This window comes from Pseudomonas sp. S49 (genome assembly GCF_009866785.1).
Classification (GTDB): Bacteria; Pseudomonadota; Gammaproteobacteria; order Pseudomonadales; family Pseudomonadaceae; genus Aquipseudomonas.
The window spans coordinates 4151391-4172505 of the sequence record NZ_CP019432.1; the positions used below are offsets into that span (position 1 = coordinate 4151391).

Sequence of the window (21115 nt, forward strand, 5' to 3'; positions counted from 1 at the left end):
TTTATCGACGAGGGGTACTGACAGATCTGACAGGTCAGCACGGTTTTCCGACAGATGGTCTGTTTGAATGGACGAGCTGGAGCAGAGAAAAAATGGCGAAGGCCTGATTGGGTTTTCGTCGAGGAAAGGTGATCTCGCAGACACAACGGGCCAAACCAAATTGATCATTCCGAACTCTGCTCGAAATGATCAATGAATGCGATTCCTATGCTAAAGCTTCGCTTTCCATTTTAAGCGAATATCATCAATTTTTGACGGTCCATAGTTGTAATAATGAGCGCCAAAATAAATTGTCAATACTCTCGGAGATGCAGGAGATATGTTATTCGGCGTGAAAGTTGTCAAAATTTTCTCCCAAGCATACGCACGAGGAATCTTTGCATGATAGTATGGGGTGTTGTCGATCATTATGACGAGCGTTGAAGCATCTGGACACTGATAGATGAAGCTTAATTCGTACTCTTGATTATTCTCGATATCACTGAAAGACTTCGTCATGTGAGTGTGATTATCTTTATTATTGGATTGAGCAAAATATTCCTCTCCTGAACGAATAATAGACGACGGATATTGTGGGTGATGTTTCCAGCCATCCCAATTGAACAAGTCAAAAGTCGTAAGATAATCAAACCCGACTCTCACCGAATAAACCCTTCGCTGACAATCCACCGCATCAACCAAATCCCCCCCTTCAAACAACCCCACCTTCAACACAATCGTCACTGTCGAACCCGCCTTGCATTCACGCAACCACTGCACTTCAGTCGTGTAAATCAATCCACTTCCCTGATCATGCGTCACCCCCACCAACTGCTCTTTGGTGCGTGAACTGTCATCCGTTCTGGTTTCCACATAACTCAACCACACAGGCAGGCCCGAACGCTGAAACGGCCATTTGTCGCACAGCACTTTGGTATCGTCCTCGATCAACCCAATATCCAAAACCTCCCCGGTCATCCCTTCGATCAACGGCTGCGGCATGTTTTTCTGCAACAAAACACCAATGGTCAGCGGCCGTGTTTCTCCAGGAGCAGGTTGCCCGGCCTGAAACGTCCTGTAGCTCAACGCCACATCGCGTCCCAGATTGGCGCCGGTGATGGCCGCCGCGATATTGAAATCCAGATAAGGCTGGCCGCTCGCACCCTTGCGCACTGGCGCCGTCGAACCATCGCCGGGACGGCCGATGACCGTCAGTTCGATTTCGTCCTCAGGCTTCAATATCGAAGTGTCGAAGCGCACGGTGAAACCCTGTTGATACTGGTTGGGATCGAGGACGTAAACCGGAGCTTCGATGACAGTGGGCGGTGGCACTTCGGCCTGCGCGTTGCCGACGCTCAGCGTCAGTTCACCGGACGTCCCCAACAACACGCCGCCGTGCACAATCGTGTAAGTCACCACGACTTTGCCGTTGAGGTTGGCAGTGACGAACGCCTTGGCTACCGTGAATTTGACGGGTTTGCCCGCTGTGTGGGTCGTCAGGTCGACGAAGTCACTGGTGCTGCCGCCACTGCCTGATCCGCGCCAGTGATAGGTCACGCGATTGCCGGCAGACGTGCCTTCGTGTGGCGCGATCAACGTTACACCCGCGGGCGGCACGCGTTCGGGGTCGAGCGTACCGCCCTGCGCCTCCTCCACTTGCGGCGCTTCAAATCGCGGTAACGCTTGTCCCACCTGCAGGAACAACGGCAACGAATCACGCACGTTTTGCAGCATCGCGTCGTCGTTGGCCACCGTGTAACTCACCCTCACCCGCAAGCCGTTGAACCGGCGGATATCGACGTTTTTTACGGTGAGCAGAACCGGCGTGTTTTCCGGCTGATTGCCGACCGAACGCGAGTCGGAGTAATACTCGGTACTGCCGTCAGGACGATCGCCCTCCCAGCGCAGAGTCACTTGGTCGCTGTTCTTGCGCCCCGCATACCAAGGAATTTCGTTGGTTGCCCAATCCGCCTCAGGGTCCAGAAAACCGCCAGATGCCTCGATCACGGTGGGCGCCGCCAGTTGACTGATTTCCCCTTGCACATTGACGCTAGCGACCAACGATGGGACCGCCACCTCCCCCTCTCTGATCCGCTCATACCTGACCGAGGCCGAGCCCTTGGCAAGAGCGCGGACCGAGGCATTGGGAATCACGAAGTAATAGGTAAATTCGGTAAATTCGACGCATTGCTCCGCAGGCGTGACGATGATCGGTTTGCCTTGCGCTGGCATACCGCTCCACGTCACCACAATCTTGTCGTTTACTTCGAAGTGGTCTGCCCGCGTGTAAACACTCACGATGACATCGTTGTCGCCCAGTTGCTCGAGATCGACCGTTGTGACGGGCTTATTGTTGACCAGGATTCTCGGTTCCGTGAGCCAGGTGCCCTCCGTTCTCACCAATACCCGAGTGATTTTCGCCCAAGGCGCGCGCTCATCCGGATAGTTGCCAACGCGGTCGATCACCTGAAAAGTCACCGCTACATCCGGGCCATCGCCAGCGCTCTCGATCACGTCTTTTTTGAAAGTGATAAGAATCGGATGGTTCACGGGGTCGTCGACCTGCTCCTGAGTCACCGGATAATGAAACACCTCCTGACTACCCCAGCGGCACAAGATGTAATCGAAAGCAGCCATGTTTTCGTAGGGGAAAACATGCATCTGAACACCGTCTCTGGCTATATCCGGAGTGACCCCGTGCGTCAGGTCCGGTATCAACGTGTACGTGAGACCGGAATGACCTTCTTCGGGGTCGTTATCAAAGCCGCCGGGGCGCTGGAATTTGGCCAGCAGAATCAACGTTGGCTTGGAGTCCTGGAACGCCTGTCCAACTCGCTTTACGCGATAAAACGCCTTGACCTCGCCCTCCAGAACAAAACCTTTAGCAATCCTGAACACCAGTCGCTTGTTGAGATCTTCGGCGTCGAGTTCCTTGCTCCACACCGCGACCGTCAAATTGCCCAGAAACATTTCGAACTTGTCCCCAATGCTCATCACCAGCCACGGGTCAACGATGACTTGCAAATCCCCCTCGACCGCGCGAATGGGAATACCGCCGTGGTAATGCTCCGGCGTTCGCAACTTGGTTCTGCCGGTGATATGCGGTGGGCTCAAGGCCAATGGCTGGTTTTCAGCCAGGGGTGTGTTCATGGTGACGCTCCTTCGTGATGGACGGGCGGCAGTCGGCCGAAACGCTTGAGCTATCAGAAAGGAATTTATCGACGAGGGGTACTGACAGATCTGACAGGTAGGAAAGGTTTTCCGACAGATGGTCGGTCTGGATGGACAATCCACGGGAGCGGAAAAGATGCGAATGTCGGATTGGGCAAACGTTAAAGCACCCGGTAAAACGCAGCATCATTTAGACATCAGCCATGAGGCTACAGCGCCTTGCGCCTTTGCCTACAACTACGCCAGAATCCGCCGGCTTGTGCGGCTTGGGGGCTGCCGGTAACTTGGTTCGCGTCACTGAATGTTCAGTGATCGGGTTTAGTCGCTCGGTAATCTACTTAAACTGTACAACGTTCCAGACAGTAGGTATTTCGATACCTCACTCAATGGTAGCTGTGCGCAGGGCGCCTTCGGGTGCGCCGGTTTTGGTGGAGTTCCCGGTCGACTAACCTGCGTATAGCTGCCACCTTTTCGTTTAGTCGCGAGGTGGTGTCAGCATCACTTTGGAAAACTACACCATGTTCAAAATCACACCAAATCCGCCCGAAACAGACGCAGAAATCGATCCAAATCCAACGTCCCCCTATTCCACACCGGGCTCCAGAAAACTCCACGAAGCCGCCGAACGCGCCCTCGACCACTACCTGAAACCCACGCCCCCAGCGCCTCCACGCAAACCCAGCACCATGTTCCTCGTCGACCCCAACACCGGCGCCGAAGACCTCATGGCCCACGCCTGCGAATCCATGGCTTCGGCCAGCGTCATGCTCAGCGATTTCGCAGCCCTGCTCGACTCGCCCTACCGCAACACCGTGCTCGGCATCCAGCAAGTGGTCATGCTCGGCGAACTCGCGGTCAACCGCGCCCTCGACAAAATCGACCCCGCCCTGAGGCAATAATCATGTCCAATAAAACAGATGCACAGGTCGTCGCGGCACTGGTGGCGATGGGTTTCAACGAACGGGACGGACGCTGGGCACAGAACGCCTGCCTGGTGCTGTTCGAAAGCGAACGAGAATCCATCGTCGCCTCCGCCGTCACCGTCCTTCCCCAACTCGATGAACTGGAAATCGACGCCGTGCTACCCGCACTGCGCCGCGTCACCCGCCGGTTCCCCTCACTGCAAAGAACCGTGGCCGACACACTGGCCGAGATGGCGCACGCAGCCTGATTGACCGCGTGATCGCTCTTCGCGAGCAGGCTCGCTCCCACAGTTGTTCGCGGTTGCTCGCGGTATTTGAGTACACCGCCGTGCCAATGTGGGAGCGAGCCTGCTCGCGAAAGCGTTCTTTCTACATCGGACGCGTGAGTCACGACGCTCGAAAATCCGCGAGGATAAAGGGTGTGTGGTCACGCAAGTAAACGTCGACATCGTCCAGCGAGTGCAACGCTTCACTGGATGACTCCACGCATTCTTCATCGTCATGGCGAATGACCGTGACGAAAAAGGTTTCTGCCTGTCGGACCAACGTCGCAGTGCGTTTGACCGGCCGCCCATCCTCCTGGGCAAAGGACATCGCACGTAACGTTTCATTTTGCAGAGCTTCAGACACGTTTGCTTTGAGAGCCTTGCGTTTGGCGAGCAGTTCTTTCGCGACTACCCAGCTGCCAACTGCAGCGGCAGCGGAAACGAACAACATATAGTTGTAGGTCGATCCCCTGCGAGTCGCATGCCTCTCAACCAGCCAATCGGCAACTTGTGAAACCACCTGCCACACATCCATCGCATTTATTCCCAAGCGTAAAAAAGACCCGGTTTCAATCCTCCCGCGTCAGCACTTCCAACAACTCAATCTCAAACACCAGATTCGAATTCGGCGGGATCTTGCCCATCGTCCGCTCGCCATATCCCAGATGCGCCGGCACCAGCAATTTACGTTTGCCCCCCACCTGCATGCCCATCAAGCCCTGATCCCAACCCTTGATCACCCGCCCGGTGCCAATCACGCACTGAAAAGGTTTGCCACGGCTGTAGGAAGAATCGAACTCGCTGCCGTCTTCCAGCCATCCGGTGTATTGGGTGGTGATCAGTGCGCCTTTGACGGCGGCTTTGCCTTCGCCGACCTGAAGATCGATTACCTGCAGTTCATCTGTCATGTTCGTGGACTCTTTGTGGTTGGCCCGGTCGGGCGCGGTTGGCGTTTTTCGCAGAATCCGTTGCCAATGGCAATCCATGGAACCGAAACTCGCGTCGCTGCTCACATGTTTATCGACATCGCATTAAGCCAGGGAAGCTCTGATGACCGACTCACTACTGCGCAGTTTTATTCCACCCTACATCCTCAACCGCATCATCGCTCACGGTTCAGCGCCGCAACGTACGGCAGCGATGCTCACGCTCAATCATGTACGCAGCCTGTTGCCCAATCCAGGCGCACCCGCACAACCCCCGGCACGGACGATCCTGCCCGAGAAGAGCAAGCCCGGCCTGGCCGAACGCAGCGTGCACGATGCGCAGAACAAAATGCTCTTGCCGGGCCAGCTCGTGCGCCTCGAAGGTCAGCCGCCGAGTGGCGATGCGGCGGTCGACGAGGCTTACGATGCGCTGGGAGCCAGCTATGATTTCTTCTGGAAAGTGTTCGGTCGCGATTCGATCGACAATCAGGGCTTTGCCCTGATCGGCAGCGTGCATTACGGCCAGGGTTACGAAAACGCTTTCTGGAATGGCGCGCAAATGGTGTTTGGCGACGGCGATGGCGAAATCTTCCAGCGCTTCACCCGCTCGCTCGACGTCATCGGCCATGAACTGGCCCACGGCGTTACCGAAAGCGAGGCCGGGCTGATTTATGCCAACCAGTCCGGCGCGTTGAACGAGTCGCTCTCGGATGTGTTCGGCGTCTTGACCAAGCAATACTCTCTCGGCCAGACAGCCGAACAGGCAGACTGGTTGATCGGCGCCGACCTGCTAATGCCGAAGATCCAGGGCAAGGGTCTGCGCTCGATGTCGCACCCCGGTACGGCCTATGACGACCCGTTGCTGGGCAAGGATCCGCAACCGGAGCACATGCGCAAGTTCGTCATCACCAGCGAAGACAATGGCGGCGTGCACATCAATTCAGGAATCCCCAACCGCGCGTTTTATCTGGCAGCCCGAGCGTTTGGCGGCTTCGCCTGGGAAAAGGCCGGACGAATCTGGTACGACACGCTTTGCGATAACCGCTTGAGCCAGGACGCAACGTTTGACGCGTTCGCAAAATTGACCATCGACCACGCGGGCCAGCGCTTTGGCGCTGAAGCAACCGACGCAGTGCAGCAAGCCTGGGCGCAGGTCGGCATCGAATAATTCGAGGAGGCTGTATGAAAACGCTACCCGAGCTGGATGACGATTCCGTTTTGCGCGTATCTCGCCAGGGTGGCGTTGCAGCGATTCACAGCCTGAGCCGCCCACGTGAAATCGAATTTGCACAATGCGACATCAGTCAGCGTTCAAGGATCTGCTCGGTGCTGGAGGGCTGCCTGCCATTGGACAGCAGCGAATCCGGACGTGGGGATCAACGCTTCTATCAGATAGAAGTGCGCTATCAGTCCGGGGAAATGGTGTTGAAGGTGCCGGAGGATCGGGCGCCGGGGGATCTGGTGCATTTGTGGGACAAGGGGGAGTTGCTGTGATTCATGCAGGCGAGTCTTCTGCACCGACACCTGGCAATTTGCGTGGGCCAAAGCTTTCCGTTTGGCCGAAAACAACACCGTTGAATGTATGCGTACAGCACTCGCAACGCGGCGTCATGTCCTGCGCCTTCAGATTCGGATTGACCATTTGCAGGCGATTCTGCTCGTCGACATACAGCCCACTGAAATAACTGGATTCACCCAATCGCACGATTTCCTGACGATCTTCTTCATCGATGGCAACCATCCAGAACACTGGGGCCGATTGATCAAGTCGCGCGACAGCCTCGCTGAAAATGGAATCCCATTGACCGCCAACGCGAGACAACAAGAAGCGAAAAAGCGGGGTGTAGTCTCTTCCGTATTGCTTGCCTGGATGCATCGAACTTCGCATGGCTTCGCTGCGGCTTGCGGTTTTGGTATTGCGTTGATCGCGGTAACGGGCGACCAAATCATTGCGGCGAACACCCCAGGTGCGAGTGTTGATTTTGCGGTAAAGCGGTTTCTTGTCCAATCCCTTGCCCCTTATCCAGAGGTCCGCTGTTTTACAGGAACGGCGTTCGAATGCAATCGGCCATCCGTGGCCAATTATGACCGGGGTTAACGCTCGACCGGTTGCATCTCGACAATTGTCCCGTTGGTAATCATCACCATCACGTACTTGTCGTTGATCTGCACCCATTGGGCCTGATCGATGGGTGCTTTCAGACCTTTGGCTTTCCAGTTTTGCAGGGCCTTGTCCTTGCGCTGATACATTTCAGGCGCACGGTCGTTGACCTTCAACTCCCGATCGCTGGTCGGCGATTGCACGGCCTGTTCATTTGAGGTTTGCGCCGCTTGAACAAGTGGGCTGATCCCGGCAATGCCGGCGACGAGGGCCAGGCTGGCGATTAGGGTTTTGCTGTTCATCGGTGAACCTCCTGAGATGTGTGCTACCTGAACTCGGACTGCCGGGTTCGGGAATCATTCCTTGTTTTTTTGCCTGGGCTGGCTGGGGATTGTAGTTGTCAGTTGGGCCGCTATCGCGAGCAGGCGCAGGCCTACAGATTCCGTGGTGTAAGCAGAATTTGCAGTTGCCACGAAAACCTGTGGGAGCGAGCCTGCTCGCGAAGGGGCCGGCACATTCAACATCTTCATTGTTTGGGCCACCGCTTTCGCGAGCAGGCTCGCTCCCACAATGGTCCGCGGTATCGACATAGACGAATTGATCCACTTTGCACATCAATCCATGCCAACAATGCAATTAACATCCTGTTACACCTGAGCCACCATCCGCCTCAATAAAAACCGTGCGCCGCCCTCCCGTCGCGCACGTCATAAAAGCGGTGGAGTACTTTTCTATGACAGCCTCAATCCCACACAACGGCTCGCGGGCCGGCGCCATTTTCCGGGTGACCTCGGGCAACTTCCTCGAACAGTTCGACTTCTTTCTGTTCGGCTTCTACGCCACGCAGATCGCGGCGGTGTTCTTTCCGGCGAGCAGTGAGTTCGCTTCCCTGATGATGACCTTTGCGGTGTTCGGCGCAGGCTTTTTGATGCGTCCGCTGGGCGCCATCGTGCTCGGTGCGTACATCGATGATGTCGGTCGACGCAAAGGTTTGATCGTTACCCTGTCGATCATGGCCAGCGGCACGATCTTGATTGTGCTGGTGCCCGGTTACGAAAGCATCGGCCTGTTTGCGCCAGCGCTGGTATTGATCGGGCGCTTGCTGCAAGGCTTCTCGGCCGGGGCGGAATTGGGCGGTGTGTCGGTGTATCTCGCCGAGATTGCCACGCCGGGCCGCAAAGGTTTCTTCACCGCTTGGCAGTCGGCCAGTCAGCAAGTGGCGATCATTGTCGCCGCCGCGTTGGGCTATGCGTTGAACGCGTGGATGGCGCCGGAGGTGGTGGCCGATTGGGGCTGGCGGATTCCGTTTTTCGTTGGCTGCATGATCGTGCCGTTCATCTTTTTCCTGCGCCGTAACCTGGCGGAAACCGAAGAATTCGCTGCACGCAAACACCGCCCGAGCATGGGCGAAGTGTTCCGCACCCTCGGCCAGAACTGGGGCGTGGTACTTGGCGGCATGCTGATGGTTGCGCTGACCACCACCGCGTTTTACCTGATCACCGTGTACGCGCCGACCTTCGGCAAAACCGTGCTGCATCTGAGTACTTCGGACGCGCTGTTGGTGACCTTGCTGGTCGGGGTGTCGAACTTCTTCTGGCTGCCGATTGGCGGCCTGTTGTCCGACCGTATCGGCCGTCGTCCGGTGCTGATCGCCATGTCGCTGCTGGCCTTGGCCACGACTTATCCGGCGCTGTCGTATCTGGTGCAGGCGCCGAGCTTCAGCCACATGCTGCTGTCGCTGTTGTGGCTGTCGTTTATCTACGGCTTGTACAACGGCGCGATGATTCCGGCGCTGACCGAGATCATGCCGGTCGAGGTGCGCGTTGCCGGTTTCTCCCTCGCCTACAGCCTGGCCACCGCCATTTTCGGTGGTTTCACCCCGGCGATGTCGACCTTCCTGATCCAGTACACCGGCGACAAAGCCGCGCCGGGTTACTGGATGAGCATCGGTGCGCTGTGTGCCTTGTGCGCCACTCTTTATCTGTACCGCCGTGCCGGTGGTCGTCTGCAACCTGTCGCGGCCTGAGGAAAACTCGCCATGAAAAAACTGTTTACTGTCACCGCCCTGCTCGCCGGTCTCGCGTTCAACCTCGCGGCCCAGGCCGAAGAATTGAGCGTGATGACCTCCGGCGGCTTCACTGCTGCCTACAAGATTCTCGGGCCGAAATTCGCTGCCACCAGCGGCAACACGCTGACTACCAGCCTCGGCCCGTCGATGGGCAAGGCGCCGGAGGCAATCCCCAATCGCCTCGCCCGCGGTGAACACGCCGACGTGGTGATCATGGTCGGCTACGCCCTCGATGACTTGATCAAGCAAGGCAAGGTCGACCCGGCCTCGCGCGTTGAGCTGGCAGATTCGCGGATTGGCCTGGTGGTGCGCGAAGGCGCGCCGAAACCGGACATCAGCAGCGTCGACGCCTTGAAGAAAACCTTGCTCGACGCACAGTCGGTGGCTTACTCCGACAGCGCCAGCGGCGTGTACATCGAGCAGCAGTTGTTCAAGAAACTGGGCATCGAAGATCAGCTGAAACCGAAGGCAAAAATGATCGCGAAAATCCCGGTCGGCTCGGTGGTTGCCACTGGCGACTATCAATTGGGCTTCCAGCAGGTCAGCGAATTGCTGCCGGTGCCGGGCGTGAGCTTCGTCGCGAAAATTCCGGAATCAGTGCAGTCGGTAACGCGTTTTGCCGCCGGGATTCCGGTCGGCGCACAGCATCCTGAAGAAGCCAAAGCGCTGCTCGCTTACCTCGCCGCGCCGGCCGCGCAAGCTGACGTGCAGGCCACCGGACTGGATTCGGTCAAGCGCTGATCGTAGGCGGCTGGACTTTCATTTCTATCACCAGCCGCTCCAGTTCCAATGCCGCCGGGGTCAGCGTACGACCCCGGCGCTTGATGATGCCGACACTGCGCATCACTTGCGGATCGGTCAGTGGCACCCGCGTCAGGATCGGATGATCCGGCCCGGGCATCGCCATCAGCGGCACCGCCGCCACACCCAACCCCGCCTCCACCAGACCGATCATCGTTGTCACATGCCGGGTTTCGCAGATGCTCGAACGCTGCGGCACCACCGTGCTCAACGCCTGATCGAGCAGAAAACGGTTGCCGGAGGTCTTGTCCAGCGAGATGTAATCCTGCTGATAGAACTCGTCCCAGCTCACACTGCTGCGTTCGGCCAACGGATGATCGCGGCGACAAGCGACGACGTAGCACTCCTGCACAAGCGGTTCGAACTCGACTTTGGCATCCTGCGTGCCGAGAAAACTCAAACCGAAATCCGCCTCGCCATTGACCACCGCACTCAACACATCGTGCGCGCTGGAGTCGAGCACTTTGACTTTGATGCGCGGGAATTGCTGGTGATAGCGCGCGATCACGCGGGGCATGAAGTAGTACGCCGCCGAAGGCACGCAAGCGACGGTGACATGGCCCAAACGGGTCGAAGCGACTTCGCTGATGCCCAGCAACGCGACATCCAGATCATCGAGCAAACGCTCAACGCTGGGCATGAAACCGCGCCCGGCCTGGGTCAGGCTGACCTTGCGTGTAGTGCGTTCGAAGAGTTTGACGCCGAGGGCGTCTTCGAGCTTTTCGATGCGCCGGCTCAACGCCGGTTGCGACAGGCGCACAGTGTCGGCGGCCTTGCGGAAACTGCCCTGCTCGACCACGGCGCGAAAGGCTTGCAGATCGTTGAGGTCGAAGTTGATGGCCATGACGGGACTCGGGGATTGATACGCAGAGGTTATAAATGTAACTAATTGATGCAAATTATTACAGGTTAAAACCAAGATCCCTGTGGGAGCGAGCCTGCTCGCGAATGCGTTCTGTCAGTGACAACTATGCTGGCTGACACTCCGCATTCGCGAGCAGGCTCGCTCCCACAGGGGATCTTCGGTGGATGAAAAGTCGCTGTAGCCCTTATCCTTGTCACCCCCCGCCGTACCGTTGTCAGGAGTAACCCCCCATGCCCCATGAAGGCAATCTGTTGCAAGCCGCCGTCGTCTTTCTGTTCGCGGCCGTGCTCACCGTGCCTTTGGCCAAACGTCTGCAACTGGGCGCCGTGCTCGGTTATCTGTTTGCCGGGGTAATCATCGGCCCTTCAGTGTTGGGCCTGATCGGCAACCCGCAAAGCGTCGCGCACATTTCCGAACTGGGTGTGGTGTTGCTGCTGTTCATCATTGGTCTTGAGCTGTCGCCACGACGTTTGTGGGTGATGCGCAAATCGGTGTTCGGCGTCGGTCTGGCGCAGGTGCTGCTGACGGCTTCGGTGATTGGCGTGTTGGCCTTGTCGGTGTTTGGCCAACCGCTGAACAGCGCGATTGTGCTTGGCCTTGGCCTGGCGCTGTCCTCGACGGCATTCGGGTTGCAAAGTCTGGCCGAGCGCAAGGAACTGACCAGCCCCCACGGGCGGTTGGCGTTTGCGATTCTGCTGTTTCAGGACATCGCCGCGATCCCGTTGATTGCGCTGGTGCCGATGCTGGCCGGTGGTGCACACGACACCAGCAATGCCGAAAGTCTGAATCACGCGCTGCAAGTGCTCGGCGGTATCGCCGTGGTCGTGGTCGGTGGGCGTTATCTGTTGCGGCCAGTGTTTCGCGTGGTGGCGAAAACCGGTCTGCCGGAAGTGTCGACGGCCACGGCGTTGCTGGTGGTGATCGGCACGGCGTGGTTGATGGATCTGGTCGGTGTGTCGATGGCGCTGGGGGCGTTTCTTGCCGGTTTGCTGTTGGCGGATTCGGAATATCGCCATGAGCTGGAAGCGCAGATCGAGCCGTTCAAAGGTTTGCTGCTCGGGCTGTTTTTCATCAGTGTCGGCATGGGCGCCAACCTTAGTTTGCTGCTCAGCGCGCCGATCACCGTGTTGGGCCTGACGCTGCTGTTGATCGGTCTGAAATTGCCGCTGCTGTTCGTCGTCGGACGTCTGGCCGGTGGCTTGAACAAGGTCAGTGCAATACGCCTCGGTATCGTCTTGGCGGCGGGTGGTGAATTTGCCTTTGTGGTGTTCAAGATCGGTCGTGATCAGGGTCTGTTCGAACCGCGCCTGTATGACTTGCTGGTGCTGACCATCACCCTGTCGATGGCGGTGACGCCGTTGTTGCTGCTGATCTGCGCGCGGCTGGTCAGCCCGAAAGTGCAGCCGGTGGAAGTGCCGGAAAAATACCGTGAGATCGACACTGACACCCCGCGTGTGGTGATCGCCGGCATGGGCCGGATGGGCCAGATCGTCGCGCGGATTCTGCGTGCGCAGAACATCAAATTCGTCGCACTGGACACTTCGGTGGAAACCATCGAACTGTCGCGCAGTTTCGGCGGTGTGCCGGTGTTCTACGGCGACCCGATGCGCCCGGAAATTCTCAATGCGGCCAAGGTTGGCGAGGCGGAATATTTCGTGATTGCCACGGACGATCCAGACACCAACATCAAGACCGCCGAGGTGGTGCGCAAGCTGTATCCGCACATGAAGATCATCGCCCGGGCACGTAACCGTCAGCATGTGCACCGCTTGGTGGATGTTGGCGCGGAGGCGATTCGTGAGACGTATTACTCAAGTCTGGAGATGAGCCGGCGCACCTTGGTCGGCCTCGGTTTGACCCAGGCCCAGGCCGATGCGCGGATCAAGCGCTTCAAGCACCACGACGAACAAGTGCTGGAGGCACAGCACGCGATCTACGACGACGCGGCCAAAGTCCTGCAAACCGCCCAGGAAGCCCGGGCGGAACTGGCGCGGTTGTTCGAATCGGATCAACTCGAAGAAGAATCCCGCCAAACCTGAGCCCCGCACAAAACCTGCCGATTGTTCCCACGCTCCGCGTGGGAATACAGCCCGGGACGCTCTGCGTTCCAATTCGCAAGCTGGAACGCGGAGCGTCCCTTGAGGCATTCCCACGCGGAGCGTGGGAACGATCATCTTGCCAAGGTCAGACCAGTTCCAGTTCCAGCACTTGCTTGACCGGGGCTGCTGCAAACCGGTCTGCCAGAAACGGCGTGATGTCCAGCGGCAGCGGTTCATCGTTGACCAGCTTATCCAGCAACACGCCAGTAATCGCCGAGGTCAGAATCCCGGTGCGGAAGTGCCCGCAGGCATTCAAATACCCTTCCACCCCACGCATTGGCCCGAGAATCGGCAACTCATCCGGCGACCCCGGACGCAACCCCGCCCAAGTACGCTTGAGGTTGACATCCTTGAGTTCCGGCAGACACCGCACCGCACCCTGCACCAGCCCGGCGATTTCCGGGTAGGTGGTGGTGACGTCGAAGCCTTTGTCTTCGGTGGTGCTGCCGATCAGGATCTCGCCGTTGTCCTTTTGCGCCACGTAGCAGTCACTGGTGGTCAGGCAGCCGTTGAGGATTTTCGGCATGCGCTCGGTCAGCAGAATCTGACCCTTCACCGGTTTCACCGGGATGCGAATGCCCGTCGCCCATTCGCTCAAATCTGCCGCCCAGGCACCGCCGGCGTTGATCAGCGTCTTGCAGTGGAACACGCCCTCCTCGGCCGTCTGCACCCCGGTGACGCGGCTGCCGTGATGCAACACGCCGGTGACGTTGGTGTTGACGAAAATATCGACGCCGTTCTGTCGCGCGCCTTCCATGTAGGCGTCGGCGAGGCGGAACGGGCTGACCTGATGGTCGCAGAGAAACTCCAGCGCCCCGCGTGCTTCATGGCTGACGCTCGGCTCCGACTCGCGCAGCGCCGCCTGATCGAGCCAGCGCACCTGGTCGGCCAGATGCGGAATGCAGCCGACGATGTGCTCGGCGTAGAGCCGGTCTTCGTCGTCGTAGATAACGAATTTCAGCCCGGTCTTTTCGAACTTGAAATCCATGCCGTGATTGTCTTTCAGCTCTCGGTGCAACGCCGGGTACAGCGCGTTGGACTGCAGGGCAAAATCGAAAAACGACTCCGGCAGGATATGCGGCGTGCTCGCGTCCACCGCCACCGCCGCGCCCTGGGTTTCGCGCTTGCGGTTGGCCGACATCATGCGGAAGAAAATCACCCCGCAGCCGAGGCCGACCGACTCACCGATCGCCCACAAACCGCCGGCCGAAGCACGGGTCGCGTTGCCCGGGCGCTTGGCATCGATCAGCGCGACCTTGAGGTTTTTGCGTTTGGACAATTGATAGGCGCAAGACGCACCGATCACGCCACCACCGGCGATGACCACGTCATAGAACTTACTCATGGGCAGCGGCCTCCGTGCCGACAGACTGGAACGCGGAAAAAGGAATCGGATCAATCGGAAAACGCGGGCGCAGCCAACCGACGTCCTTGCGTCCGGTCGCTTGACGCAGGCGGTCGCTGCAGTAGCCGACGCACATGCGCCCCTGGCAATCGCCCATGCTCACGCGGGTGCGCATTTTCAGGCTGGCGATGTCTTGCACGCCCTGCTCCAGCGCCAGGTCGATGTCAGCGCGGGTGGCGTGTTCGCAACGGCAAATGACCGTGTCGGCGGCAGGCAATGCGGTCTGGCCAACGCCGCGTTCGGTGTAGCGATCCACGGCAGCACGGAAGCGCACGATGGCTTTGAGCTTGCTCAGGTAACGGTCACGACGAACCCGCGCCAGCTCTTCTTCGAGCACGCCGCGTTGCAGCAGAATCGAGGTCGCCGCGATCTTGCCAGCGAGCATCGCCGCTTCACCACCGCGAATCCCGCCCATGTCGCCGGCCAGATGCACGTGCGGTTCATTGCTTTGCTGCCAGACGTTGGCGTTGGCGCGCAGGTAACCGTCGTCGCTGAAGCCGTGATCCAGGCCCATCTGCTGACTCAGTTGCGTGCGCGGAATAAAGCCGTAACCGACCGCGAGGGTCTTGGCTTCGAAGCGCTCGACGCGGGACATGTCCGGCTCCCAAGTGGCCGAGTACGGCGCGACGCTGACGCTTTTCAGCTCGCCCTCGCCGTGGGCTTCGACCACGCCCCAGCCGTAGTTCATCGGGATGCCGTGCAGTTTCAGGTAGGCGAGCATGCTCAAACCATCGAGAAACAATTGCGGCTTGTTCAGCAACGCCAGACTTTCGCGGGCGATTTTGCCGAACGCACAAGCCTCATACACACCCGCGACGCTGACGCCCGAAGCATGCAACTGCGTCGCCACCAGCGGCAGCAGCGGCCCGGTGCCGGCGATGATCACCGGCCCTTGCGGCTTGACCACACCGCTTTTGATTTGCAGTTGCAGACCGCCGAGCATGATTACCCCCGGCAAGGTCCAGCCCGGAAACGGCACGCTGCGTTCGTGGCAACCGGCGGCCAAGAGCAATTGCGGGTACTCGATTTCGTGCAGTTGCTCGTCGCCATCAAGCACCACCAAGGCGCGGGTGCCTTCGGCGCCGACCACGCGATGGTTGAGGCGCACGTCGATCAGCCCGGCCTGCTCCTGAAAATCACCGTGCAGTTTGCCCAGCGCTTCGGAGTAACGCGGGCCGAGATAATCCAGTTGCACGCCGTCACGCAGCGGCCCGCGATATACCACGCCGCCAAGCCGCGATGCTTCTTCGAGCAGGGTGCAGCGCACGCCGTGGCGCGCCAGTTCGATGGCTGCCGCCATCCCTGCCGGGCCGCCGCCGACGATCACCGGTTGCAGGCTCATACGATCACCTCCTGCGCGGTGATGCGGTTGACTTGGGTTTCGATCTGCATGCCGTCGCGCACGACGGTCTGACAGGCACGGCGTTTGTGCCGACCATTGATTTTCACCAGGCAGCACTGGCACACGCCCATGCCGCAATAGGCGCCGGTGATCTGGTTGTGATCGTTGCGTGCAATCTGACGCACGCCGATGGACTGGATAACGCTGAGTACGGTTTCGCCGATGGCGGCGGTGACCGCTTGGCCGTTGATGTGAACGGTCATATCCGCCTGCGCCAAAGGCTGGATATCAAAAGATCTTGGTTGGCAGTGCATTGCAATGTTCATCCGTGAAGGTTCGGTTGAGGTGGTGTCAGCTCCTTGCTGCACTACAGCGTGTCGACGCGTTTATTGTTGCTGTGATTGGGGCGTCGACGCGTACTCCGTCAGCGCAACAAGGTGCGCGTGAAGCACTGTAGTTCATACCTCAGCAAAGGCCGGGATCATTTACGTTAGGCGATCTCGCCGCTCGAAATATTGATCCAGGCCAGTGAAAGCAGTTGGATTGTCCAACGATCAGTTGGAGAAGACGAACTGCCCTTTGATCTTCTTCGCGCCGATGAAGCCCAGGTCCGGGAACAGCAGGGATTTGATCCAGGCGGCGTAGAACACTATGGCCAGGGTGATGCCGACGGCAATCACGGTCGACAGCGGATCTTCCTCATAGCCCTTGAACATGCGTGACACCTGACTGATGGTGAGGAGCACGTAAACGGTGTAAGCCGCCGCCACGTTCTTGTAGAAGCCCCATGCAAACAACAACGGAATGCCACCAGCGATCAGCAACATGGTCAGTGCCAGACCGGCGCTTGCGTCGTAGAACAGGAAGAAACCGACGACTGAGCCGATCAATGCCTGAATGCAGGTCAACACGATCAGCAGGGTGACTTTGAGTGAATGCTTTGCTCTGAGGGCCGGATCCGGACGCCCGCCGATCCAGGCCGCCAACACGCGATCTTTGACCGCACCGCCCGACAACGCATTGAACGTTTCGGTTTTCGAGCGCCCCGCTTCGAGCATCTCAACCAACTGGCGTTTGATTTCCTTCTTGTCCAACGTGTTCATCCTTAAAGAGAGGTAAAAGCGGCCAATCCACTTCCGGCGGCGATTCTCGCTTTTGCCCCCGGAGAAAGCAAAAAGCCGCTTCCACCCGAAGGTGGAAGCGGCCGAGGCATGGGCCTCAATGGAGCAATCAGTGCACGAACAGGGCGATCAGGATGATGATCGGGATCGGTACGCCGAGGAAAAACAGCAGAAGTGAGCGCATGGTGATGCTCCTTGTTTAACGGACTGGAGTGGTCGTGGTGTAGGTGTCGACTTCAACGTACTCGACGGCATCCCGACGACGACCGCCATAAGTAGCCGCGAGGCTGGCGAAGAACGCACCGGCCAACAGCGAGATAAACATCCACAGCGAGGTCCAGGCAGCGACTTTCGCAGCGGTGTCGGCGGCTTGTTGAGCTTTCAGCTTGGCGTCGGCCAGGGCTTTCTGAGTGCGGGCGTAGATCTCATCGACGCGGCGCTCGGCATCGGCTTGAGTCAGGTTGGTCCGTTGGGCGACCAGTTGCGCAAGGTAGGTACGGTCTTCGGCACTCAACTGACCGTTGGCCAGGCTTTGCGCGAAGATGCGGGCTACGGCGCCATGCGCGGCGTCATCGCTGACGGAGGCTGGGCGGTCATCGCGGAACAGGCTATCGATGTAGTAGCCGTACTGGTTGCTGTCGGTATTCGCAGCAGCAGAGCCGGCCGCTTGGGTCATCGCGCTGGCAGCACCGCCAGCCACACTGGCACCGGCCTGGACACCACCACTGATGACGCTGCTGACCGAGCCAACCACCAGAACGGCGGTGACCAACGTCGCCACACACCAGGCGAGGAAGCCATGCGCGGTGTCGCGGAAATACACTTCGTCACCGTGCATGTTCGCCCACTTCACCCGCAGGCGACCGGCGATGTAGCCGCCCATACCGGAAGCGATGATTTGCGTCGCCGCCAGCCAGACTATCGTTGAAATGCCCAGGCCCTTGGCGCTGACGCCCTCTCCGGCCCACGGTGAAACGGCAGAGAAACCCAAACCGAATCCGAGCAGGACCAGAATCATCGACAGTGCAGCGGCAGCCGCGGCACCAGCGAAAATCGCGCCCCAGGACACGCCCGAAACGCTGCTCGACTCTTCAACGGCGGGATAAAACCCATCAGGGGATCTATTCATTGTTGTTCTGCTCCAGGCATGAAAAATGGTGTTACAACTCGTCATCAGAGGAATTGCAGTGACCGTGCCAGTCGCGATAATTAAATAAGTCGTTTAATTTCAGCCAGTTATAAAGAATGAACTTCCGAAAACCTTGCAAATTGCAACAACTGCCGGATAACAGCGGGTTTTATGCATTGGCCTTGAATACCCATCACGCTCGAAATTTGCGTTTGTGACAGGTGAACATGAAAGTTAATTTAAAGCGTCAGCGGATTTTCTTGGCAAAATGCTGCCATTCCGTTTGAACCGATCAGCAGGCCTGCCTATGACTCGTATCTTGACCATCGAAGACGACGCCGTGACCGCACGGGAAATCGTCGCCGAACTGAGCAGCCACGGACTCGACGTCGACTGGGTCGACAATGGCCGCGAAGGCCTCGACCGCGCCGTGAGCGGCAACTACGACCTGATCACCCTTGACCGCATGCTGCCCGAACTCGATGGCCTGGCCATCGTCACCACCCTGCGCACCATGGGCGTGGCCACACCGATTCTGATGATCAGCGCCCTCTCCGATGTCGACGAGCGCGTACGCGGCTTGCGGGCCGGCGGCGATGACTACCTGACCAAGCCGTTCGCCACCGATGAAATGGCCGCACGGGTTGAAGTGTTGCTGCGTCGGCAGAACAGCGGCGCGACTCAAGCGACGACCCTGCAGGTAGCCGACCTCGAACTGGACTTGATCAGCCACGAAGCGCGCCGTGCCGAACAAGTGCTGACGCTGTTGCCGACCGAGTACAAGTTGCTCGAATTCCTCATGCGCAACAGCGGCCAGATCCTTTCGCGGATGATGATTTTCGAAGAGGTCTGGGGTTATCACTTCGACCCCGGCACCAACCTGATCGACGTGCACATCGGCCGTCTGCGCAAGAAGATCGACGCCGTCGGCCATGTGCCGCTGATCCGCACGGTACGGGGCTCCGGCTATGTCATTGCCGAACCCGTCTGACGGCTGGCGTTCCTCCAGCAGCCGCTTGCTGGCACTGTACAGTTCGCTGTTTGTGGCCTGGAGCGCGATCCTCATGGGGGTCATGTATTACGAAGTCTCCGGCTACCTCGACAACCTCGCCAAACATTCGCTGATGCAACGTCAGCACCTGTTCTCGCACTTTCGCGGCGAACAGCTGGAAGACGCGCTCGCCGCCAGCATGACTTTCGATATTCGCGGCATCGACGCCTATGGCTTGTTCGATGCCGACGGCGTTTACCTCGGCGGCGCGTTGCAGCAGATCCCCGAGGGTCTGCCGCTGGACGGCAAGATCCACATGCTCGCCGACTGCGCCAATTCCGATGATCCGACCTTGCCCAATGACAGCTGCGACGCAGTGGCCACGCAAACCCGCGACGGCCGCTGGCTGGTGTTGCTGCGCGACAACGGCTCGTTATTCGCCGTCACGCGGATCATTTTGCATGCGTTGTTCTGGGGCGTGTCGCTGACAATTCTGCCGGGCATTGCCGGCTGGCATTTGCTGCGGCGCCGACCGTTGCGGCGGATTCGAGCGATTCAGGACAGCGCCCAGGCGATTGTCGCCGGCGATCTGACTCATCGATTACCGCTGTCCAATCGCCGCGATGAACTGGACATGCTCGCCGCGATCGTCAACGCCATGCTCGAACGCATCGAGCGTTTGATGAATGAAGTCAAAGGCGTTTGCGACAACATCGCCCATGATTTGCGCACGCCGCTGACGCGCCTGCGCGCGCAGTTGTATCGCATGCAGCAGCAGGCTGGCGAAGGCTCGCAGGAAGCGGCGCAGCTGGATCTGGTGCTCGCAGAAGCCGATACGCTGATGGCGCGCTTTCGCGGGTTGTTGCGGATTTCCGAACTGGAGGATCGTCAGCGTCGCTCGGGTTTTGTCGAACTCGACCCGGTGCAACTGCTGGAAGAACTGCATGAGTTTTACCTCCCGCTGGCCGAAGAAGGCGAACTGCGTTTCGAGCTGAACATGCCGGAAACATTGCCGGCGCTGAATGGCGACCGGGCGCTGTTGTTCGAGGCGTTGGCGAATCTGCTCAGCAACTCGATCAAGTTCACGCCACCGGGCGGCACGGTGATGCTGCGTGGAGTCAACGCGGGTGGGCAGACGCGGATTGAAGTGCACGACTCAGGGCCGGGGATTCCCGAGGCCGAACGTGAAGCGGTGTTCCAGCGCTTTTATCGCGCCGAAGGTGGGCAGCCGCAGGGTGGCTTTGGTTTGGGGCTGTCGATTGTCGCGGCGATTGTCAGCTTGCATGGCTTCAGTCTTGAAGTCGGCAGCAGTGATCTGGGCGGGGCGAAACTGGTGCTCGATTGTCGGCAGAGCCTGATCGAAAATTCCTGATTCTCGACATGATCGTTCCCACGCTCTGCGTGGGAATGCCTCAAGGGACGCTCCGCGTTCCAGCTTGCGAATGGGACGCAGAGCGTCCCGGGCTGCATTCCCACGCAGAGCGTGGGAACGATCATCAGCTCAGGCGGGGTAATTGGCTCGGAGTGCTTCGAGGCCACCCTGGTAGATGCCGCTGAACAGCGCCACCACTTCCTCATCGCTCACGCCTTTGGCATTGAAGCGCCCCGACCACGTTACACGTGCGCCCTGCCCTTGGGCTTCAACCTTGATCGTCGCCAGATAATCCGTGGCCGGAAACGGCGCCTGTTCAATCGAATAGCTGTAGGTCTTCGCTGTGTTATCGAACGCTTGCAGACGCTCGACCACCACGCCGCCGTCAGCGGTTTGCAAGGTGCGCACGCGCCCACCGTCGCTCAGTTCACTGTTGGGAATAAACGGCAGCCAATCGGGCAGCGTGTTGAAGCCGCCGATCAATTGCCAGACCTGATCGGCCGAGGCCGGGATGTCGATGGTTGCTGATGCTGTAGGCATAGATAAACGTCTCTCT

General features: G+C 58.8%; 21 protein-coding genes. 9 read left to right on the plus strand and 12 right to left on the minus strand.

The features are described 5' to 3' along the window. Nucleotides 1-210 precede the first annotated feature (210 nt). Complete coding sequence (locus PspS49_RS18200; RefSeq protein ID WP_160040890.1) at nt 211-3129, minus strand: hypothetical protein; 2919 nt, start codon at nt 3127-3129, stop codon at nt 211-213. 539 nt (nt 3130-3668) lie between these two features. Between PspS49_RS18200 and PspS49_RS18205 the strand changes: the two genes are divergently transcribed. Next, nucleotides 3669-4049 carry a DUF6124 family protein gene (locus PspS49_RS18205; protein ID WP_160040892.1) on the plus strand — a complete coding sequence of 127 codons (381 nt, stop codon included), beginning with the start codon at nt 3669-3671 and terminating at the stop codon, nt 4047-4049. 2 nt (nt 4050-4051) lie between these two features. Then, nucleotides 4052-4321 (plus strand): hypothetical protein, encoded by a 270-nt coding sequence (locus PspS49_RS18210; RefSeq protein ID WP_116030089.1) that lies wholly within the window; start codon nt 4052-4054, stop codon nt 4319-4321. 139 nt (nt 4322-4460) lie between these two features. Here PspS49_RS18210 and PspS49_RS18215 read toward each other — a convergent pair whose 3' ends face one another. Beyond that, nucleotides 4461-4874 (minus strand): hypothetical protein, encoded by a 414-nt coding sequence (locus tag PspS49_RS18215; protein WP_127928799.1) that lies wholly within the window; start codon nt 4872-4874, stop codon nt 4461-4463. A 34-nt stretch (nt 4875-4908) separates the two neighbouring features. Next, nucleotides 4909-5247, minus strand: coding sequence for an FKBP-type peptidyl-prolyl cis-trans isomerase (locus PspS49_RS18220; protein ID WP_127928801.1), 339 nt, complete (start codon nt 5245-5247; stop codon nt 4909-4911). A 142-nt stretch (nt 5248-5389) separates the two neighbouring features. Between PspS49_RS18220 and PspS49_RS18225 the strand changes: the two genes are divergently transcribed. Next, nucleotides 5390-6433 (plus strand): M4 family metallopeptidase, encoded by a 1044-nt coding sequence (locus PspS49_RS18225; protein ID WP_160040894.1) that lies wholly within the window; start codon nt 5390-5392, stop codon nt 6431-6433. A 14-nt stretch (nt 6434-6447) separates the two neighbouring features. After that, nucleotides 6448-6759, plus strand: a complete 312-nt coding sequence (locus tag PspS49_RS18230; RefSeq protein ID WP_095118301.1) for a protealysin inhibitor emfourin — start codon at nt 6448-6450, stop codon at nt 6757-6759. A gap of 1 nt (nt 6760) precedes the next feature. Here the strand turns inward: PspS49_RS18230 and PspS49_RS18235 are convergent, their stop codons facing one another. Both PspS49_RS18235 and PspS49_RS18240 read right to left on the minus strand, forming a co-directional pair. After that, entirely contained in the window at nt 6761-7273 is a 513-nt protein-coding gene (locus tag PspS49_RS18235; protein ID WP_127928805.1) for a hypothetical protein, read from the minus strand. A gap of 86 nt (nt 7274-7359) precedes the next feature. Continuing rightward, a complete protein-coding gene (locus tag PspS49_RS18240) occupies nt 7360-7668 on the minus strand; it encodes an RcnB family protein (RefSeq protein ID WP_127928807.1) in 309 nt (102 codons plus the stop codon). Nucleotides 7669-8099: 431 nt separating this feature from the next. On the opposite strand from PspS49_RS18240, the gene PspS49_RS18245 reads away from it, so the two are divergent. Together PspS49_RS18245 and PspS49_RS18250 are read left to right on the plus strand one after the other, a co-directional pair. Beyond that, the gene (locus PspS49_RS18245; RefSeq protein WP_077573511.1) at nt 8100-9392 is read left to right on the plus strand and encodes an MFS transporter; all 1293 of its coding nucleotides are present in this window, start codon (nt 8100-8102) and stop codon (nt 9390-9392) included. A gap of 12 nt (nt 9393-9404) precedes the next feature. Beyond that, nucleotides 9405-10175: a substrate-binding domain-containing protein gene (locus PspS49_RS18250; RefSeq protein ID WP_016986234.1), complete on the plus strand. Its 771-nt coding sequence runs from the start codon at nt 9405-9407 to the stop codon at nt 10173-10175. Here the strand turns inward: PspS49_RS18250 and PspS49_RS18255 are convergent. Next, nucleotides 10165-11079 carry a LysR family transcriptional regulator gene (locus PspS49_RS18255; RefSeq protein WP_127928815.1) on the minus strand — a complete coding sequence of 305 codons (915 nt, stop codon included), beginning with the start codon at nt 11077-11079 and terminating at the stop codon, nt 10165-10167. The two genes, PspS49_RS18250 and PspS49_RS18255, sit on opposite strands and share 11 nt — an antisense overlap. Nucleotides 11080-11330: 251 nt before the next feature. Here PspS49_RS18255 and PspS49_RS18260 point away from each other — a divergent pair, with 251 nt between their 5' ends. Further along, a complete protein-coding gene (locus tag PspS49_RS18260; protein WP_123376652.1) occupies nt 11331-13139 on the plus strand; it encodes a monovalent cation:proton antiporter-2 (CPA2) family protein in 1809 nt (602 codons plus the stop codon). Between the two features lie 145 nt (nt 13140-13284). Here PspS49_RS18260 and hcnC read toward each other — a convergent pair whose 3' ends face one another. The 5 genes from hcnC to PspS49_RS18285 all read right to left on the minus strand — a co-directional run bounded on the left by hcnC (nt 13285) and on the right by PspS49_RS18285 (nt 18196). Further along, complete coding sequence (gene hcnC, locus PspS49_RS18265) at nt 13285-14544, minus strand: cyanide-forming glycine dehydrogenase subunit HcnC (protein ID WP_160040896.1); 1260 nt, start codon at nt 14542-14544, stop codon at nt 13285-13287. Further along, on the minus strand, nt 14537-15946 hold the full coding sequence (hcnB, locus tag PspS49_RS18270) for a cyanide-forming glycine dehydrogenase subunit HcnB (RefSeq protein ID WP_160040898.1): 1410 nt from the start codon (nt 15944-15946) through the stop codon (nt 14537-14539). The genes hcnC and hcnB overlap by 8 nt, the downstream gene beginning before the upstream one ends. Continuing rightward, nucleotides 15943-16260, minus strand: a complete 318-nt coding sequence (hcnA, locus tag PspS49_RS18275; RefSeq protein WP_160040900.1) for a cyanide-forming glycine dehydrogenase subunit HcnA — start codon at nt 16258-16260, stop codon at nt 15943-15945. The genes hcnB and hcnA overlap by 4 nt, the downstream gene beginning before the upstream one ends. Before the next feature lie 240 nt (nt 16261-16500). Continuing rightward, the gene (locus PspS49_RS18280) at nt 16501-17040 is read right to left on the minus strand and encodes a hypothetical protein (protein WP_160040902.1); all 540 of its coding nucleotides are present in this window, start codon (nt 17038-17040) and stop codon (nt 16501-16503) included. A gap of 226 nt (nt 17041-17266) precedes the next feature. Beyond that, on the minus strand, nt 17267-18196 hold the full coding sequence (locus tag PspS49_RS18285; protein ID WP_007914999.1) for a membrane protein: 930 nt from the start codon (nt 18194-18196) through the stop codon (nt 17267-17269). A 307-nt stretch (nt 18197-18503) separates the two neighbouring features. On the opposite strand from PspS49_RS18285, the gene PspS49_RS18290 reads away from it, so the two are divergent. Both PspS49_RS18290 and PspS49_RS18295 read left to right on the plus strand, forming a co-directional pair. Continuing rightward, on the plus strand, nt 18504-19187 hold the full coding sequence (locus PspS49_RS18290; protein WP_127928829.1) for a response regulator transcription factor: 684 nt from the start codon (nt 18504-18506) through the stop codon (nt 19185-19187). After that, nucleotides 19165-20559: a HAMP domain-containing sensor histidine kinase gene (locus tag PspS49_RS18295; RefSeq protein ID WP_127928831.1), complete on the plus strand. Its 1395-nt coding sequence runs from the start codon at nt 19165-19167 to the stop codon at nt 20557-20559. Before PspS49_RS18290 ends, PspS49_RS18295 begins: the two co-directional genes overlap by 23 nt. Nucleotides 20560-20688: 129 nt before the next feature. On the opposite strand, the gene PspS49_RS18300 is transcribed toward PspS49_RS18295, so the two are convergent. Then, entirely contained in the window at nt 20689-21099 is a 411-nt protein-coding gene (locus PspS49_RS18300; protein WP_160040904.1) for an SRPBCC family protein, read from the minus strand. Between the last annotated feature and the right edge of the window lie 16 nt (nt 21100-21115).